14 protein-coding genes and 1 pseudogene are annotated in these 16,759 nt (G+C 74.1%); 9 read left to right on the top strand and 6 right to left on the bottom strand.

Annotation, left to right across the window (positions count from 1 at the left end; all coding sequences use genetic code 11):
• Positions 1–32 precede the first annotated feature (32 nt).
• The 4 genes from HYQ63_RS03240 (at position 33) to HYQ63_RS03225 (ending at position 3,239) form a co-directional block, all read left to right on the top strand.
• A complete protein-coding gene (locus HYQ63_RS03240; protein ID WP_179932413.1) occupies positions 33–1,190 on the top strand; it encodes an acetyl-CoA C-acetyltransferase in 1,158 nt (385 codons plus the stop codon).
• 75 nt (positions 1,191–1,265) lie between these two features.
• Complete coding sequence (locus tag HYQ63_RS03235) at positions 1,266–1,688, top strand: septal ring lytic transglycosylase RlpA family protein (RefSeq protein ID WP_179932412.1); 423 nt, start codon at positions 1,266–1,268, stop codon at positions 1,686–1,688.
• Between the two features lie 10 nt (positions 1,689–1,698).
• On the top strand, positions 1,699–2,352 hold the full coding sequence (locus tag HYQ63_RS03230; protein WP_179932411.1) for a cell wall protein: 654 nt from the start codon (positions 1,699–1,701) through the stop codon (positions 2,350–2,352).
• Positions 2,349–3,239 carry a MauE/DoxX family redox-associated membrane protein gene (locus HYQ63_RS03225; protein WP_179932410.1) on the top strand — a complete coding sequence of 297 codons (891 nt, stop codon included), beginning with the start codon at positions 2,349–2,351 and terminating at the stop codon, positions 3,237–3,239. The genes HYQ63_RS03230 and HYQ63_RS03225 overlap by 4 nt, the downstream gene beginning before the upstream one ends.
• On the opposite strand, the gene HYQ63_RS45855 is transcribed toward HYQ63_RS03225, so the two are convergent.
• From HYQ63_RS45855 to HYQ63_RS44295, 3 genes and pseudogenes are all read right to left on the bottom strand, one after another.
• Positions 3,228–4,127, bottom strand: coding sequence for a PP2C family protein-serine/threonine phosphatase (locus HYQ63_RS45855; protein ID WP_373689197.1), 900 nt, complete (start codon positions 4,125–4,127; stop codon positions 3,228–3,230). The two genes, HYQ63_RS03225 and HYQ63_RS45855, sit on opposite strands and share 12 nt — an antisense overlap.
• 126 nt (positions 4,128–4,253) lie before the next feature.
• Positions 4,254–4,457: pseudogene (locus HYQ63_RS44300) on the bottom strand (response regulator); the annotation flags it as partial.
• On the bottom strand, positions 4,379–5,536 hold the full coding sequence (locus tag HYQ63_RS44295) for a sensor histidine kinase KdpD (protein WP_257232560.1): 1,158 nt from the start codon (positions 5,534–5,536) through the stop codon (positions 4,379–4,381). The gene HYQ63_RS44295 and the pseudogene HYQ63_RS44300, both read right to left, overlap by 79 nt.
• Before the next feature lie 1,034 nt (positions 5,537–6,570).
• Between HYQ63_RS44295 and HYQ63_RS03215 the strand changes: the two genes are divergently transcribed.
• Entirely contained in the window at positions 6,571–7,434 is an 864-nt protein-coding gene (locus HYQ63_RS03215) for a YihY/virulence factor BrkB family protein (RefSeq protein ID WP_179932409.1), read from the top strand.
• Between the two features lie 76 nt (positions 7,435–7,510).
• Complete coding sequence (locus HYQ63_RS03210) at positions 7,511–8,245, top strand: Mut7-C RNAse domain-containing protein (RefSeq protein ID WP_179932408.1); 735 nt, start codon at positions 7,511–7,513, stop codon at positions 8,243–8,245.
• A gap of 39 nt (positions 8,246–8,284) precedes the next feature.
• Here HYQ63_RS03210 and HYQ63_RS03205 read toward each other — a convergent pair whose 3' ends face one another.
• Complete coding sequence (locus HYQ63_RS03205) at positions 8,285–9,439, bottom strand: PP2C family protein-serine/threonine phosphatase (protein ID WP_179932407.1); 1,155 nt, start codon at positions 9,437–9,439, stop codon at positions 8,285–8,287.
• Between the two features lie 94 nt (positions 9,440–9,533).
• Between HYQ63_RS03205 and HYQ63_RS03200 the strand changes: the two genes are divergently transcribed.
• Entirely contained in the window at positions 9,534–10,322 is a 789-nt protein-coding gene (locus tag HYQ63_RS03200; protein ID WP_179932406.1) for an Fpg/Nei family DNA glycosylase, read from the top strand.
• 61 nt (positions 10,323–10,383) lie between these two features.
• Here the strand turns inward: HYQ63_RS03200 and HYQ63_RS03195 are convergent, their stop codons facing one another.
• Together HYQ63_RS03195 and HYQ63_RS03190 are read right to left on the bottom strand one after the other, a co-directional pair.
• Complete coding sequence (locus HYQ63_RS03195; protein ID WP_257231570.1) at positions 10,384–10,983, bottom strand: LuxR C-terminal-related transcriptional regulator; 600 nt, start codon at positions 10,981–10,983, stop codon at positions 10,384–10,386.
• 502 nt (positions 10,984–11,485) lie between these two features.
• Positions 11,486–11,779 (bottom strand): hypothetical protein, encoded by a 294-nt coding sequence (locus HYQ63_RS03190; protein ID WP_179932405.1) that lies wholly within the window; start codon positions 11,777–11,779, stop codon positions 11,486–11,488.
• A 19-nt stretch (positions 11,780–11,798) separates the two neighbouring features.
• Between HYQ63_RS03190 and HYQ63_RS03185 the strand changes: the two genes are divergently transcribed.
• Complete coding sequence (locus HYQ63_RS03185) at positions 11,799–12,095, top strand: hypothetical protein (protein WP_179932404.1); 297 nt, start codon at positions 11,799–11,801, stop codon at positions 12,093–12,095.
• 103 nt (positions 12,096–12,198) lie between these two features.
• A complete protein-coding gene (locus HYQ63_RS03180) occupies positions 12,199–16,635 on the top strand; it encodes a cation-transporting P-type ATPase (RefSeq protein ID WP_179932403.1) in 4,437 nt (1,478 codons plus the stop codon).
• Positions 16,636–16,759 lie beyond the last annotated feature (124 nt).

The following is a 16,759-nucleotide window of genomic DNA, read 5'->3' as shown; positions in this document are numbered from 1 at the left end:
TATGGACCCGTAAGGACCCTTGAGGAGCAGCCATGGCCGAGGCATTCATCGTCGAAGCGGTACGGACCCCCGTCGGCCGCCGCAAGGGCGGGCTGGCGTCCGTCCACCCGGCCGACCTCGGCGCGCACGTCCTGCGCGCGCTGATGGAGCGCTCGGGCGCCGACCCGGCCGCCGTCGAGGACGTGGTCTTCGGCTGCCTGGACACCGTGGGCCCGCAGTCCGGGGACATCGCCCGCACCTGCTGGCTGGCCGCCGGGCTGCCCGAGGAGGTGCCGGGCGTGACCGTCGACCGGCAGTGCGGCTCCTCCCAGCAGGCCCTGCACTTCGCGGCGCAGGCGGTGCTCTCCGGCACCCAGGACCTGGTGGTCGCGGGCGGGGTGCAGAACATGTCGCAGGTGCCGATCGCCTTCGCCAGCCGCCAGGCGGCCGAGCCGCTGGGGCTGACCGAGGGGCCCTTCGCGGGCTCGGAGGGCTGGCGGGCGCGGTACGGCGACCGTCCGGTCAGCCAGTTCTACGGGGCCGAGATGATCGCCGAGAAGTGGGGGATCGGCCGCGCTGAGATGGAGGAGTTCGCGCTCCGCTCCCACCGGCGCGCGCTCCGCGCCATCGACGAGGGCCGCTTCGACCGCGAGGTGGTGCCGTACGGGGACGTCCGCGTGGACGAGGGACCGCGCCGGGACACCAGCCTGGAGAAGATGGCCGCGCTCGCCCCGCTCATGGAGGGCGGACGGCTCACCGCCGCGCTCTCCTCCCAGGTCTCCGACGGCGCCGCCGCGCTGCTGGTCGCGTCCGAACGGGCGTTGCGGGAACACGGCTTGACCCCGCGCGCCCGGATCCACCATCTGTCGGTGCGCGGCGAGGACCCGATCCGGATGCTGTCCGCGCCGATCCCGGCCACCGCGTACGCGCTGAAGAAGACCGGCATGACCATCGCCGACATCGACCTGGTGGAGATCAACGAGGCGTTCGCGCCGGTGGTGCTGGCCTGGCTGCGGGAGAGCGGCGCCGACCCGGAGCGGGTCAACGCCAACGGCGGCGCGATAGCGCTGGGCCACCCGCTGGGCGCGACCGGCGCCAAGCTGATGACGACCCTGCTGCACGAACTGGAGCGCACCGGTGGGCGGTACGGCCTTCAGACGATGTGTGAGGGGGGCGGCCAGGCGAACGTCACGATCGTCGAGCGGTTGTGAGCGCGGGCGGGAGGCTGCCCCCGGATCGGACGCTTCCGCGTGGCGGCCACCCGCGGCCCCGCGCATGATGGCCGCATGGCGTGCGGATCGACCAGCCTCGGGAACGGCGAAGCCACCTGGTTCTGCTGTGGCAACGCCTGGGGCCCGTGTGCCGCCGCGGGCCGCGGCGCCTGCGGCACCTGCAAGTCCAGTGCGCTTCAGGCCGCCTGGCCCAACGCGTCCAAGGCGTGCTGGGACATCACCCGGCCGGATCTGTGCGGCGAGAACCTGCCGCGGCGCGGCTGCGGCTCGGCCATCAAGGTGCGCCACCTGTGCTCCGGCGCGTCCGTCTGCGTCACCGTCAGCGACTGCGGTCCGCGCACCCGGAGCTTCTGCGGCGAGTCCAGCTGCTGCGACGGCGTCTGCCGCAGCAACCGCGTCATCGATCTGACCCCCGCCGCCTTCTCCGTCATCGGCAGCCTCAGCTCCGGCACCCTGCCGGTCTCCCTGTACGAGTGAGGCCGGGCCCATGAGCGCACACCGGATGTCCGACCCCCTCGACCGCCGCCGCTTCCTCACCGCCGCCGCGCTGCGCGGCGCGACCGTCGTCGGTACGGGAGTCATCGGCGCGACCGCGCTGGGTGCCGTGGACGCCGACGCCGTGTTCGCCGCGCCCCTGCGCCGCCCCCTGGACCCCGCGGTCCCCGCGGGCGCGTTCGTGGAGGGGCGGATCACCTCCGTCGACGGCGGTGTGCTGGAAGTGGCGGGCTCCTACGGCGACTACGCCCGGGTCCGGGTCACCAACGCCACCAGCGTGTGGAAGGTGCGCGCCACCACGGCCGCGTCGATCGAGACCGGCGACGGGCTCTACGCACGCGGCGTCCCGATGCCCGACGGCACGGTCGCCGCCGACGCGGTGTGGGTGAACATCGTGAACCTCCACACCACCATCCGTGGCATCGAGAAGACCCGGCTGCACCTCGCGCACGGATCCCACGAGATCGTCGGCAACCTCCTCCCGGCGACCTCCAGCGCCTCGTACTCCGGCGCCGCGCCCACCGCCGACCTCTCCGGGCTGCGCATCGGGCAGGGCGCCCAAGTCCTGGGCGCCTGGCGGCCGTCCGACGACTCCGTGGACATCGTCCGGGTGGCGGTCGGGCCGGGCGCGGGACACCGCCGATGAGCGACGCCGCGCCCGCCGTCGCCTCCCTCGCCGTCGTCGCCCTCGATCTCGCCGCGCCGCTGCTCGCCGGGGTGCTGGGCGTGGCCGGTGCGGGCAAGCTCTTCGGCCACGGCACGGCCCGGCTGGCGCACCGGACCGCGCTGGCCCGGCTGCTGCGCGGCGGCGGCCGCGCGGCGCTCGCCCTGCGCACCCTCGGCGCCCTCGAACTCCTGCTGTGCGCCGCGCTGTTGGCGCTGCCGCCGTCGGTGGCGGCGGGCGGGGCGGCCGCCGTGCTCGGCGCCGGTTTCCTCGGCTATCTCGGGTACGCCCGCGCGACCGCGCCCGGCGCCTCGTGCGGCTGTACGGCGCGGGACGACGGGCCGGTGGGGGCCAGGGACTTCGCCCGCGCCGCCGTGGTGACGGCGGGCGGTGTCGCCGTGGCGCTGGCCCGGCACCCCTGGTGGGTCACGGCGCCGCGCCACCCGGCCGCCACCGGATGCTGCGCCCTGGTGGCGGTGGCCGGGCTGGTGGCACTCCGCGCCGACCGCCGGTGGTGGATGCCGTGGCGCAGGCTGCGCCTGCGCCTCACCGGACACCCGCTGGCCGGAACCCGGCCCGGCACCCCGGCCGGGGCGCGGGTGCCGGTGGCCGCGACGGTCGAGCTGCTGGAACGCTCGCTCGCCTGGCAGAGCACCTCACCCCTGGTGCGGTCGGCGCTGCTGGACCACTGGGACGAGGGCGGCTGGCGCATCCTCCAGTACGCCGGGGTCCACGCACGCGGCGGCGCCGCGCGACCGGTGGTGGTGCTCTTCGCGCTGGACGCGGAGGCGAGCCGGGACGCGGTACGGGAGCCCGCGGTGCGGGTGAGCGTCCTCGACGCCGACACGGGCGAACCCCTACGGAGCTGACGCGGCCAGCAGCGCCGTGTCGTCGTCCACCCGGCCCGGTATGTCCAGCAGCCCCAGTGCCCGGTCGATGAAGGCCTGCGGATCGGCGAGGACGGGCGGGGTGAGCCCGTCGCAGGCGCGCCGCAGCGCCGCCAGGCCGTCGTCCAGGGGCAGATGGCTGTTCTCCACCAGCCCGTCGGTGAACAGCAGCAGCCCCGCGCCGGGCGGCAGCCGCGTCTCGTGGCCGACCGGGGGCTCGTCCGCGAGGCCCAGCGGGGCGTTGGGGCAGACGTCGAGGAAGCTCGTCGTCCCGCCCGCCGCCAGCAGCGGCGGCAGATGGCCACTGGCCGCGTACCGGAGCCGCCGGGTGCGTGGTTCGTACACCGCGTACAGGCATGTCGCGAAGTGGTCGACGTCCAGGGAGCGCAGATAGGCGTCCAGCTTGCCCAGCAGTACGCCGGGGGAGGCGCGGTCCAGGGCGAAGCCGCGCAGGGTGGAGCGCAGTCGGCCCATCACGGTGGCGGCGTCCACGTCATGGCCCATCACATCGCCGATGGCCAGGCCCATCTCGCCGTCGGGCAGCGCGATGACGTCGTACCAGTCGCCGCCGATCTCGGCGCCGCTGGCGCTCGCCTCGTAGTAGGAGGCGGTGCGCAGCCCCGGCACCTGGGGGAGGGCTTGCGGCAGCAGGGCGCGCTGGAGGGTCAGGGCGAGGTGGCGCTCGTTGCGGAAGCGGGCCGCGTTGTCGTAGGCGAGGGCCAGCCGCCCGGCAACGCCCTGGAGATACTGCCGGTCGGCCATGGTGTACGCGCCCTCGCGCCGGGCGATGGCCAGGGCACCCAGCGCCCTGCCGTGCGCGAGCAGGGGTACGGAGAGCAGCAGGCTCGCCTGGGACAGCGAGGTGAGCATGTCCGTCTGCCTGCGGCTGTCGCTGAGCACCCGTTCGCGCAGCCGGGACAGCTCCAGGTTGGCGCTGACCCGGGCGAGCAGCTGACGCGCCGAGAAGGGTTTGGCGAGGTAGTCGTCGGCGCCCGCACCCAGCCCCCGCACCGTGGACTCCTCCCCGGCCCGCGCGGTCAGCATGATGATCGGCAGCCGGGTGGTCCGGGGGTCGGCGCGCAGCGCCCGCACCAGCCCGAAGCCGTCCAGGCGCGGCATCATCACATCGGTGAGCACCAGGTCCACGGGGTGCGCCAGGGCGGTGTCCAGCGCGGCACGGCCGTCGGCCGCGAGGAGGACGTCGTGTTCGCGGCCGAGGAGATCGCCGAGATAGGACCGTACGTCGGCGTTGTCGTCGGCACCAGCAGCCGCGGCCGCCGGGCCGGGCCGGGCTCCGCCGGGCCCGGGGCGTACGGCGCCTCCGGGAACTCCGCATCCAGCGGCTCGGGCGGCGCGGTGTCGAGCCAGTGGCGCGCCTCCTGGGCGTAGGCGGCGGCGCGCTCGGCCTCGCCCGTTCCGCCCCGTACGGACGGCGCCCCGCTCCGTACGTCCTCCAGATGTGCCGTGCCGAACGGGATCTCCACCGTGAACTCGGTGCCCCGGGCCGGGACGCTGGTCACCGCGATGGTGCCCGAGTGCAGCTCGACCAGGTCCTTGACCAGAGCCAGTCCGATGCCGCTGCCCTCGTGCGACCGGGACCGTGTCCCGCGCACCCGGTGGAAGCGCTCGAAGAGGTGGGGCAGCTCCTCCGGAGGGATGCCGCTGCCGGTGTCGCTCACGGTGAGCCGGGCGTGGTGGCCGACGGCGGCCATCCGTACCGTGACGCCGCCGGTGAAGGTGAACTTCAGCGCGTTGCTGACCAGATTGAGGACGATCTTCTCCCACGTCTCCCGGTCGATGTGCACCGGCTCGGGCAGTGGTGGGCAGTCCACGTCCAGGGTCAGCCCGGCCATGTCGAAGGAGGAGCGGAAGATGGCCGCCGTCTCGGCGGTGATACGGGACAGGTCCACCGGCTCGAAGGTGCCCTTGAGCCCTCCGGCCTCCACCCGGGAGACATCCAGCAGGGTGTTGACCAGCTTCAGCAGCCGCAGCGCGCTGCGCTCGGCCAACTCCAGCTGGGACCGCCGCGCGGGGCGGTCCTCGTCGGCCAGCGCCTGTTGCACCGGGCCGAGGATCAGCGTGAGCGGCGTACGGAACTCATGGCTGATGTTGGAGAAGAACACCGTCTTGGCGCGGTCCAGCTCGGCCAGCGACTCCGCGCGCCGCCGCTGCTCCTGCTGGGTGTGGGCCGCCGACAGGGCCGCCCCGACGGTGGCCGCCAGCACCTCGAAGAAGTCCTGGTAGGGGGCGGTGGCGGGCAGCCGCGGATTGATGCCCATCACCAGCACGCCCTCCACCGTGTCCGACCGGACCAGCGGATGGGCCAGCGCCTCCTCGCCGGGCATCGAGAACAGCGCGCCCGGCAGCCGGGCCGGTGCCGCGTCGCCCGCGACGGCCGCCAGCCGCGCCGCCAGGCCCGCCGTCTCCTCGATCCGTTCCAGCCGCACCTCCCCGACCGCCTCGGCGGCCTCCGCCGGGATGGCGGCGGACGCGGCGAGCCGGAGCCTGCCGGGCGAGGGCACCAGGTAGAAGGCGGTGAACGGGACGTCGTCCCGGTGGATGTCCAGCATCTCCGCGACGGTCCGGGCGACGCTCTGCGGGGTGCGCAGCCCGGCGGTCCGCGCGCCGAGCCCCGCCAGCAGCCGCAGCCGCCGCTCGCTGAGCACCCGCGCCGTGGTCTCGGTGACGACGCACAGCACCCCCCACCGTGCCGTCCTCCAGCAGCAGCGGCTGGAAGGAGACGTCGAAGTAGGACTGCTCCAGGAAACCGCGGCGCTGGATGACGAAGGCCCGGTCGGTCACCAGGGAGGGCTTGCGGCTCTCCCATACGCTCTCGAAGAGCGGAGCGGCGGACAGTTCCCAGTTCTCGGGGAAGACGTCCCGGCCGGACCGGCCCAGCGCCCCCGGATGCTTGGAGCCGATGATGTCCGTGTACGCCTCGTTGCACAGCATCGTGTACTCGGGGCCCCAGAACACGGCCATCGGCTGCTCGGTGAACAATATGATGCGCAGCGCCTCGACCAGCCGCGGAGGCCAGGCGTCAGTGGTGCCGAGGGGCGTCACCGACCAGTCGATTCCGCTCATCACGCTGCCGAGCGCACCGCCCTCGGCGAACAGCTCCCCGGCGGGTGTCCGCTGCTTCCCGGGCCCGTTCATCGAGTCAGCTTTCCTCTCACATTCTGGCACAGTGCCGCCGCCGGACGAGCGGCCGTCGCCACCGTGGGTTGCACGGGCATCCGCACTGAGTACGCTGGACGATGCGCGACTTACTGGGGCATATCGCATGAACCGGTGGTGGGGGAGTGGGAGTGGTATGTCCGAGCAGTCCCCCGACGACTCCGGTCACCGCTCGCAGCCCCGCCGCGCGCGGTTCCGGCGGCTGCACCACACGTTCCACCGGTCCCCGGCCGGGCGGGGATGGCGCCGGGGCAGCGAATTCGAGCTGATGCACCGGGCGTTGGGGTTCGCCGCGCTCGGCTTCCTCACGCTGGTGCCGCTGCTGATCGTGGTCGCCGCGGCCGATCCGGTGAACCGGCACGGCTTCGCCCAGTGGCTGGCCGAGGGGCTCGGGGTGTCCCCCACCTCGCGGGACGAGGTCCTGGACCTGTTCGCCCCGCCGAGGCGGTCGCTGGAGACCACCACCGCGTTCGGTCTGGCCACGCTGGCCCTCTTCGGGCTGACCTTCTGCGGGGTGGTGCAGACCGGCTACGAGAAGGTGTGGGAGCTGCCCCCCGGCCGCTGGCACACCGTGTGGCGCCACCTGGTCTGGCTCATCGTGTTCATCGGCTACCTCCTGCTCTCGTCCCACCTCGGCACCGGGCCCACCCGGGTGGCCGTCGCCGTCGTCGGCACGGTGCTCTTCTTCTGGTGGTCGCAGCGGTTGCTGCTCGGCGGGCGGATCAGTTGGGGCGCCCTGCTGCCGGGCGCCCTGGCCACGGGCGTCGGGCTGCTGGGGCTGCGGATCTTCTCCCGGCTGGTGTTCTCGCCGCTGATCGCCTCCAGCGCGGTGTCCTACGGCCCGGTCGGCACCGTGCTGGTCGTGCAGTCCTGGCTGGTCGGCGTCGGCTTCGTGGTGTTCGGCGGCGCGCTCGTCGGACGGCTGCTGCACGAGGAGTATCTGCGGCTGGTGACCTGGCGCCGCAAGCGACGGCGCCTGGAGCGCTCCGGCGGCGCCTGACCCCGCCGGGAACCGGCGGCGGCAGGGGGCGAGAACACCGTCGCCCGCGGCCGGTCGCGCCTGGCATGCTGGCGGTGTGAACGGACCGGAGATCCAGCTCAGCCTCGCCCCTGAACTGCGGCTTTTCGCCGCCCCCGAACGGCGCAGGGAACGCACGGCCGTGATCACCGACGGCGCGTCCACCCTCGGCCATGTCGTCGAGTCGTTCGGGGTTCCGCTCACCGAGGTCGGCCGGCTGCTCGTCGACGGCCGGGAGACCGCCGTGACGCATGTGCCGGGGGCGGGGGAGTCCGTGGAGGTGCACCCCGTCGTCCGGCCGCAGCGGGTCCCGGGGGCGCCGCTGCGCTTCCTGCTCGACGTCCACCTGGGCACCCTGGCGCGCCGGCTCCGGCTGCTGGGTGTCGACGCGGCGTACGAGAGCGAGGACATCGGCGACCCCGCGCTCGCCGCCCGCTCCGCTGCCCAGCGCCGGGTGCTCCTCTCGCGCGACCGGGGACTGCTGCGGCGGCGCGAGCTGTGGGCCGGGGCGTATGTCTACAGCGACCGGCCCGATGAGCAACTGCGTGACGTCCTGGGCCGGTTCACCCCGTCCCTCGCCCCCTGGACCCGCTGCACGGCGTGCAACGGGCCTCTGGAGGACGCCGACAAGGACGCGGTCCACGAGCGGCTGGAGCACGGCACGCGGAGCACGTACGACGTGTTCGCCCGCTGCGCCGCCTGCGAGCGCGTCTACTGGCGCGGCGCCCACCACGCCCGGCTGGAGGCGATCGTGGCGGCCGCGCTGACGGAGTTCGGCGCCCCGGTGCCGTAGTTCCGCCTCTCAGGAGACAGCAGGAGACATCAGGAGGCCTCAGGAGCCGGAGCGCCACCCCGGCTCGGCCCCGGTCGCCCGCTCGACGAGGATCATCGCCGCGTCATCGGCCAGCCGCCCCTCGGCGTGGTGGACCAGCGCGTGGCGCAGCCGGTCCAGGTATTCGGTCGGGGTGGCGCCCTCCACGGTCTCCATGGCCTGCGGCAGCGGGAAGAACTCATTGCAGTGGTTGCGCGCCTCGAGGACCCCGTCGGTGTGCAGCAGCAGCCGGTCGCCGACGACGAACGGGAAGGTCTCGACGCCGATCGGCGGCGGGGTCAGGAACTCGTCCAGGCCGAGCGGCGGCAGCGGGCGCACCGGGCCCAGGGTCCGTACCTTGCGGTCGTGCAGCACCAGGGGCGGAGGGTGACCACGGTTGATCAGCTGGACCAGACAGCTGTCGGGCACCACCTGGGCGAGCAGCACGGTGACGAACTGCTCGGCCCGCTCGTCCCAGTCCTGGAGCCGGGACCGGTCCAGGAGCTCGTATTCGCGGCCCAGCGCCGCCGCACACCGCTCCATCACCTCGACCAGATCGTGTTCGTAGTGCACGGCCTCCCGGAAGGCGCCCAGGATCGCCGCGGCGGAGCGCACCGCGGCCAGCCCCTTGCCGCGTACGTCCCCGACGATCAGCCGCACCCCGTAGCGGGTGCCCACCGCCTCGTACAGATCGCCGCCGATCTGCGCCCCGCGCTCGGCCGCCATGTACACGCTGGCGGTGCGCACCCCGCCCATCCGGGCGGGCAGCGGCCGCAGCACCACGTTCTGGGAGACCTCGGCGATCCGGCGGACCTGGCTCAGCTCCCGGTCCCTGCGCTCCCGGATGGCGCTGCCCGCCACGCTCGCCACGGACACCACGAGCAGCGCCAGCAGGTTCGCGTACACCGGCTGGGTGCCCCAGGCGTCGTTGTGGGTGGCGGTGAGCGCGCTGATCGCGGCGGCCAGCAGCACCACGCCCCCGGTGCCGACCGGTCCCATCGTCACCGCGGCCAGCGCCGGGGCCGGGGTGAGGAGGGGGCCGGTGTAGAGCACGTGCGCGGGCGTCAGCTCGATGGTGACGACCACCGCCATGACCACGAACGGCAGGCACCTCGCGATCGCGAAAAGTGTCTGATTGCGACCGCTCGCCCCCGGTCCGGAGCGGATGAATCGCATAACCAGGTACTTTATCCGACTCGTGCAAACTTTTGGTTTTCCTCACCTTACTTTTCCCCGAGCCACCCTCCCCGGCCCGGCGTAATCTGGCGCTATGCCCGAGCTACCGGACGTCGAGGGCTTCCGCCGCACGCTGGCCTCCTGCGCGCAGGGGCACCGCATCGAGCGCGTCGAGGTGGCCGATACGGGGGTGCTGCGCGGGGTCACCGCACAGCGGCTGAAGCGCGAGCTGGAGGGCCGCCGGTTCGCCGCTCCGCGGCGCCACGGCAAGTGGCTGATCGCCCCGGCCGGGGGCCCGACGCTCATCCTGCACTTCGGCATGACCGGGGGACTGGTGTGCCGCTCCGAGGACGATCCGCCCGAACGGTTCGGCCGTGTCGTCCTCACCCTCGACGACGGCCATCAGCTCCGCTACCACGACCAGCGCAAGCTGCGGGGCCTGTGGCTCGCCGCCACCGATGCCGACATCGACCGCATCCTCGGCGAGCAGGGCCCGGACGCGCTCTCGCTGGGGCGGGCCGAGCTGGACAGCCTGCTGGAGGGGCGGCGCGGACGCGTCAAGGCGACGCTGACCGACCAGTCCGTCGTGGCCGGGCTCGGCAATCTGCTCGGCGACGAGATCCTGTGGCGGGCGCGGGTCCATCCGAAGAGCCGGACGAGCGACCTGGGGCCCGACGAGCGGCGGCGGCTGCACACCGCGCTGCGCGGGGTGCTGAGCACCTCGGTGCGGGCGGGGCAGGTGCCGCCCCGGGCGTCCTGGCTCACCGGCCACCGCGACGACCCGGATCCGCGCTGCCCGCGCTGCGGCCGCCCGCTGCGCCGCGGAAAGATCGCCGGGCGGACCAGCACCTGGTGCCCGCGCTGCCAGCCGGAACACTCCTGACCCGCCCGATGGCATCACGTCATTGCGGAGCCACTGCACGGTGGAGCCATATGACGATCCGTCACTTGACGAAGTCCGGGCGGACCCGGGCCGGCCAGGTGCCGACGGTCAGCATGCCCGCCGCGTACGCGCGCGAGACCAGGGCAGCACGGTTGGGCGCCTTCATCTTCCGCAGCATCGAGCCCACGTGGTACTCGACGCCCTGGCGGCTGAGATAGAGCTTGGCGGCCATCTGCACGGTCGAGGCGCCCGTGGCCACGCCTTCGAGTATCTGCGCCTCCAGTGGTGACAGCAGATTGCGGTGCTGGGCCATGGTGTCGTCCTCGGCCTTCTCGTCATCCGGCTTGACCAGGACGACGATGGCCGACAGCGCGTCGGACGGGCCCTGGACGGCCGTACCGGTCAACTCGCCGGAGAACACCCGGCCTCCGGAGCGGTAGCCGACCACGCGCTCGGTGAAGCGGGTGCGCCGGCCGTCGTGCAGCCGCAGGAAGTGCTCCCGCAGGACGGCGGGGGCGCTGGGGTCGAGCAGTTCGAAGAGGTTGCGTCCACACAGTTCGGCCGACGTTCCGCCGAAGTGTCGGAAGAAGTCCTCGTTTCCGGCGAGGACTTGGAGGTCCGGCGCGAGCGTGGCCATGCCGGTGGCGTGGCGTCCGGTCACGGCGCGGGCCCGGTTCCGGTCATGGGTTAAGCCCGATGATGCCTGTGCGGGCACGCGGCGGGCGGCCTGAGTGGTGTGGGGGTGAGCCATGGAGGGCACCGCTTTCTGTTGTCTCAACAACGGCATGTCGCGCGTAAACCGGAAAAGCTGAGGTCGCGGCCCTGCCACCAGCCACCGGACCGGCGCCGGAACCGAGTTGTACGACGGTTCCAGTGACGGGTGTTAGATGCGCTTCATGGTATATACCAACGTTTCGGCTGCTTGCCGCTGCCCATTTGTGGTCAACTTCTGCCCGTTTCCTGCCCGCCTGGCCTGATGAAACGGTCAAACGCCCCGCTGATCGGGGAAAGCGGGCATCGGGAGCGCATCGTGAAGTCTCGGGGATTCCCTAGTCTGTCCCATTCCCCGTCGAGTGCCGGAGACGTGCGTCGGCTCGGCGCGCCGCCGCCCGGCCCCGGGCGGTGCGCATGGCGCCGTCGCCCGGGGAAGGGGGTCCGCCGCGTCAGACCTTGCGGGTCTCGGACGGTGGTGCCATGACTCCGCCGCGCCGCAGCACCGCGTAGCCGACGCCGACGCCCACGGCCACCGGCCATTCGATGACCTCGGCGACGCCCAGCACTCCGAGCCCCGCGTACAGCGGGAGTCCGCCCTTGGCGGGCAGCACCCGGCGGGCCGCCGCGATCGGCATCAGCGCCACGTTCGCGGCGTTCTTCGCCACGCGACCGATGCGGTCGCCGTCGACGCGGTCGAGATGGGTCGCGCTCGCGGCGCGGTCGAGCCGCGTCGCCTGCGCCACGTGGCCGAGGCTGGGGATCGTGACGGTGAACTGGTGGTCGCCCTTCTGGGGGGTGGGCTTCGCGGACTTCGCCGCCTTCGCCGTCTTCGACCTCTGGGTGCTCTTCGCTGCCTTCGTCTTCCCGGGCTGCGCGGACTTGGATGCGGCCGCGGTCTTCGACGGGGTCCGGCTCTTCGACGGGGTCCGGCTCTTCGAGGCGGCCTGGCTCCGGGTCGACTTGCCGGCGCTGCGCGCCGACGACCGTGCCGATGCGGAAGTGCTGCGCTTGCGGGAGCTGGTGGGAGTGGTCACTGATCTCACGTCCACACATGATTGACGTCCGGAATCTTCTTCCCATTTCAGGGTAATCGGAATCAACCGGACAGGCTGCTCCACCCGGAAACCGCGCCGCGGACGCCGACACACCGGAGGTCTCACCGATGACGACGATGCCTGGGCTGCACTTGACGAAACCCCCGCTGCTGGAGCCCCTCACCCACGGAGTGGCCACACGGGTACGGGACGCCGCGGGCGCGGTCGGCCGGCTGGTCCACCCGCCCAGCCGCGGGGTGTGGTCGTACCCGGGCCGCTACTACATCGAGGTGCACGGCGTGCACGGGATCGGCGGGGAGCAGGTGGCGAGCCGGGTGGAACAGGCCCTCGAAAAGCACCCGGGCGTGCTGTGGGCACGGGTCAACGCACCCTCCGAGCGGGTCGTCGTAGCCGTCGCCAAACCGCCCCCTCGCCAGCCGGAGCTGATCGCCCTGATCGAGCGCGCGGAGACCCGTGGCCCCGCCGTGCCCACCGAGGAGTTCGACGAATGGGCCCCGGAACCCCGCCACCCCTCGGGCGGGCCGCGGGAGGCCCAGTCCCTCGCCGTGGTGGTCGCGGACGTCCTGGGCCTGAGCGTCGCCACCGCCCTGCGGATGCTCCCGTGGCTCAGGCTCCCGGCCGAGGTCAGCGCGTCCGTATCCGCCATCCAGAACCACCCCCGGCTGCGGCGGCTGGCCCTGGCCATCACCCGCGGTGAGCCCACCGAGGCGACCCTGCCCGTGCTGAGCGCGCTGGCCCAGGGCGTGGCCACCCGTGGCGGTGGGCTCGTCCTGGACCTGGCCCAGCGCATGGGCCTGTGGCGGGAGGCCACGGCCGAGGGTGAGGCATGGGCGGCGATGGAGCCGCATCTGGTGCACGGGCCCCAGGACGTGGCCGCGAAGCCCATCGTGGTGGAGCGGCCCGGCCCCACCCCGAAGGACAGCATGGAGCGGTTCGCGGAGCGGTCCATGGCCGCCGGAGCGGTCGCCGGCGCCCTCACCGTCCCCTTCGCCGGACCGCGCCGGGGGCTGGCCGTCGCGTTCTCGTCCATACCGAAGGCGCCCGGCGCCGGGCGGGAGGGGTTCGCCACCAGCCTCGGCCGGTTCCTGGCCCTGCGCGGCGTCCTGGCCATGGACCGCAGCGCCCTGCGGCGGCTCGGCCAGGTCGACACCGTGCTGCTCGACGAGGCGGCGCTGCGCGGCGACCGGTACGAGCCCATCGACCTGGAACTTCTCGGCGGCGCCGACCCCGAGCGGGTCGCCGGACGGCTCTTCGACCTCTTCGACCCGGACGAGCCCCTTCAGGTCCGGCGCGACAACGGATGGGTGCTGGGGCCGCTGGACCAGCTCGAACTGACCGGCCGCACCGGTCGGCAGACCGCGGGCAGGCTGCGCCGCAAGGGCAGCGAGCGGACCCTCGGCCTGGCCCGCGGACACCGGCTCCAGGCGGTCGCCGGGCTCGCCGCCCAGGCGGTCCCGGGTGCCGAGGCGGTGGCGGCCGCCGCCCGCCGGGCGGGCGCGCGCATCGTCCTCGCCACCGACCGGAAGCCCCCGGCGGCGTTCACCTTCGCCGACGCGGTGGTACCGGCGGGCCGCCGCCTGGTGGCCTCCGTACGCGCCCTCCAGGCCGACGGCGCCATCGTGATGCTGCTGTCCGGGAACCGCCGGGCCCTGGGCGCGTCCGACTGCGGCGTCGGGATCCACCACGAGGGCGAGCCCCCGGCCTGGGGCGCCCATCTGCTCGTCGGCGCCGACCTGGAGTCGGCCGGAATCATCGTGGACGCGGTCGGCGTGGCCGCCCAGGTGGACCGGGAGAGCGCCCTGCTGTCGGCCGGCGGCAGCGGCATCGGCGCGGTCGCCGCCCTCAAGGCGCCGCGGGCACAGGCCACCGCGCGCGGCGCGGCGGCCGGCACCACGGCCGGGGCCATCGCGTTCGGCCTCGGCAACTGGCGCGCCCGGCAACTGCTCTCCCGACCGCTGGTGCCCCCGGTGACCACCACCCCCTGGCATCTGATGCCCGTCCCCCGGGTGCTGGAGCGGCTGTCGGCCGACGCCGACCAGGGGCTGACCCCGGAGCAGGCCGCCACCCGGGCCGGCAAGGCCCCCACCCGCACCGGAGAGCCGACCGGCACCAGCCTCCCGGCGGCGTTCATCGAGGAGCTGGCCAACCCGCTCACCCCGGTCCTCGCCGCCGGGGCCGCGCTCGCCGCCGCCGTGGGGTCGCGCACCGACGCGGCCCTCGTCGTGGCCATCACCGCCACCTCGGCGCTCGTCGGCGGCTTCCAGCGGGTCAGGACCGAGCGGGCGCTCGCGGAGCTGTTCGCCCGGTCCGCGGTCGGCGCCCGGGTGCGCCGCGGCGGTACGGAACGCCTGGTCACCGCCGGGGACCTGGTCCTCGGGGACATCATCACGCTCGGCCCGGAGGACGTCGTCCCCGCCGACTGCCGGGTGGTGGAGGCCGACGGCCTGGAGGTCGACGAGTCCTCGCTGACCGGCGAATCCCTGCCGGTGGCCAAGAACCCGGCGCCGGTGGTCGCCGCGCACATCACCCGGCGCCGCTCGATGCTCTACGAGGGCACCACCGTCTCCGCCGGGCGCGCGCAGGCCATCGTCGTGGCCACCGGGCCGTCCACCGAGGTCGGCCGCAGCCTGGCCACCGCCCGCCGCGCCGCACCCGTGACCGGTGTCGAGGCGCGGCTCACCGCGCTCACCCGCTCCAGCGTCCCCATCGCGATCGGATCGGCCGCCGCCGTGTCCGGCGCCGGGCTGCTGCACGGCCTCCCGCTGACCGAGAACCTGGCCTCGGCGGTCAACCTCGCCGTCGCCTCCGTACCCGAGGGCCTGCCGTTCCTCGTCAACGCGGCACAGCTCGCCGCCGCCCGGCGGCTGGCCGACCTCGGCGCCCTGGTCCGCAATCCGCGCACCATCGAGGCGCTCGGCCGCGCCGACGTGCTGTGCTTCGACAAGACCGGCACCCTCACCGAGGGCACCCTCCAGCTCGCGGCGGTCAGTGACGGCGGCGGCCCGCAGCCCGCCGACCGGCTCGACACCCCGCGCAAGGACGTGCTCGCGGCCGCCCTGCGGGCCACCCCGCCCGCCCGCCAGGCCGAGCCCATGGCCCACCAGACCGACCGCGCCGTCATGGCCGGGGCGCGCCGCGCCGGGGTCGCGGTGCGCCGCGGAGCACCGCGCTGGCGGCGCACCGACGCGCTGCCCTTCGAGCCCTCCCGCGCCTATCACGCCACCGCCGGGGCCACCGCGCGCGGCACCCTGCTGAGCGTGAAGGGCGCCCCGGAGAGCGTGCTGGAGCGCTGCGTCCGCAGACAGTCGCCCGGCACGGCGGCGAGCACCGCCCTGGACGAGGACGACATCGCCGAACTGACCGCGGCCGCCGAGGAGCTGGCCGGTGCCGGGCGCCGGGTCCTGGCCGTGGCCGAACGCCCCATGCGGGCGGGGGAGCAGCTCACCGACGAGTCCGTACGGGACCTGGTCTTCCGCGGGTTCATCGCGCTGGCCGACCCGGTGCGCACCAGCGCCGCCCCCGCGACCGCGCGGCTGCGCGAGGCGGGCGTGCACACCGTGATGCTCACCGGCGACCACCCGGCCACCGCCGAGTCCATCGCGGCCACCGTCATCGAGGCCACCGAGCTGAAGGTGTGCGTCGGGCCCGACCTGGACGAGATGGACGACGCCGAGCTGGACGAACTGCTGCCCACCGTGGACGTCATCGCCCGGTGCAGCCCGCACCACAAGGTCCGGATCGTGCAGGCGTACCAGCGCCTCGGCCGGGTCGTGGCGATGACCGGCGACGGCGCCAACGACGCCCCCGCGATCCGGCTCGCGGACATCGGGATCGCCCTGGGACGGCGCGGCACCCCCGCCGCGACCGCCGCCGCGGACCTCGTCGTCGGCGACGACCGGCTGGAGACGATCGTGTCGGCCCTGATGGAGGGGCGGGCGATGTGGGCCTCGGTCCGGGCCGCGCTCGCCATCCTCATCGGCGGCAACCTCGGCGAGGTCACCTTCAGCGTCCTCGCCTCCGCCATCGGGGGCAGCACCCCGCTGACAGCCCGGCAGATCATGCTCGTCAACCTGCTGACCGACCTCGCGCCCGCGCTGGCCATCGCGGTGCGCGAACCGACCGGGCACACCGGCGAGCGGCTGCTCAAGGAGGGCCCCAGCCGCTCCCTGGGCACCGCGCTGAACCGGGAGATGATGCTGCGCGGCATCATCACGGCCGCCGGTGCGGGCGTGGCGTGGACGGGCGCGCGGCTCACCGGCCGCAAGCGCCGGGCCAGTACGGTGGCGCTGGTCGCCCTGGTCGGTACGCAGCTGGCGCAGACCCTGACCACCGGGGGCCTGGACCGGCACGTGCTGATCGCCGGACTCGGCTCGGCCGCGGTCCTCGCCGGGATCATCCAGACGCCGGGCGTGAGCCAGTTCTTCGACTGCACCCCGCTCGGCCCGCTCGCCTGGGGGATCACCCTCGGCTCCATCGCCGCGGCCACGGTCATCGGCTCGGCCATGGCCCCGCTGGCCCGCGGCGCGGCCGCACCGGAGCCCTGAGCCGAGGGGCTCCGCGCTCTGCGGCACCGCCTGGTCGGCGGCTTCCGTGACCCTCTTGCGGTGACGCGTCTGTTCGATAGTGTTGATTGTCCCGGTTTGAGAATTGGGGGCGGTTCCGTGCGGG

It is taken from the genome of Streptomyces sp. Rer75 (genome assembly GCF_013414305.1).
Taxonomy (GTDB): Bacteria; Actinomycetota; Actinomycetes; order Streptomycetales; family Streptomycetaceae; genus Streptomyces; species Streptomyces himastatinicus.
This window is presented reverse-complemented; position numbering and strand designations above follow the sequence as displayed.

Excerpts from the sequence above, each read along its gene's own strand:
- HYQ63_RS03235 (WP_179932412.1), top strand. The coding sequence starts at position 1,266 with ATGGCGTGCGGATCGACCAGCCTCGGGAACGGCGAAGCCACCTGGTTC.
- HYQ63_RS44295 (WP_257232560.1), bottom strand. The coding sequence starts at position 5,536 with ATGGGCATCAATCCGCGGCTGCCCGCCACCGCCCCCTACCAGGACTTC.
- HYQ63_RS03240 (WP_179932413.1), top strand. The coding sequence starts at position 33 with ATGGCCGAGGCATTCATCGTCGAAGCGGTACGGACCCCCGTCGGCCGC.
- HYQ63_RS03180 (WP_179932403.1), top strand. The coding sequence starts at position 12,199 with ATGACGACGATGCCTGGGCTGCACTTGACGAAACCCCCGCTGCTGGAG.
- HYQ63_RS45855 (WP_373689197.1), bottom strand. The coding sequence starts at position 4,127 with ATGCTCACCTCGCTGTCCCAGGCGAGCCTGCTGCTCTCCGTACCCCTG.
- HYQ63_RS03225 (WP_179932410.1), top strand. The coding sequence starts at position 2,349 with ATGAGCGACGCCGCGCCCGCCGTCGCCTCCCTCGCCGTCGTCGCCCTC.
- HYQ63_RS03215 (WP_179932409.1), top strand. The coding sequence starts at position 6,571 with ATGTCCGAGCAGTCCCCCGACGACTCCGGTCACCGCTCGCAGCCCCGC.
- HYQ63_RS03205 (WP_179932407.1), bottom strand. The coding sequence starts at position 9,439 with ATGCGATTCATCCGCTCCGGACCGGGGGCGAGCGGTCGCAATCAGACA.
- HYQ63_RS03200 (WP_179932406.1), top strand. The coding sequence starts at position 9,534 with ATGCCCGAGCTACCGGACGTCGAGGGCTTCCGCCGCACGCTGGCCTCC.
- HYQ63_RS03230 (WP_179932411.1), top strand. The coding sequence starts at position 1,699 with ATGAGCGCACACCGGATGTCCGACCCCCTCGACCGCCGCCGCTTCCTC.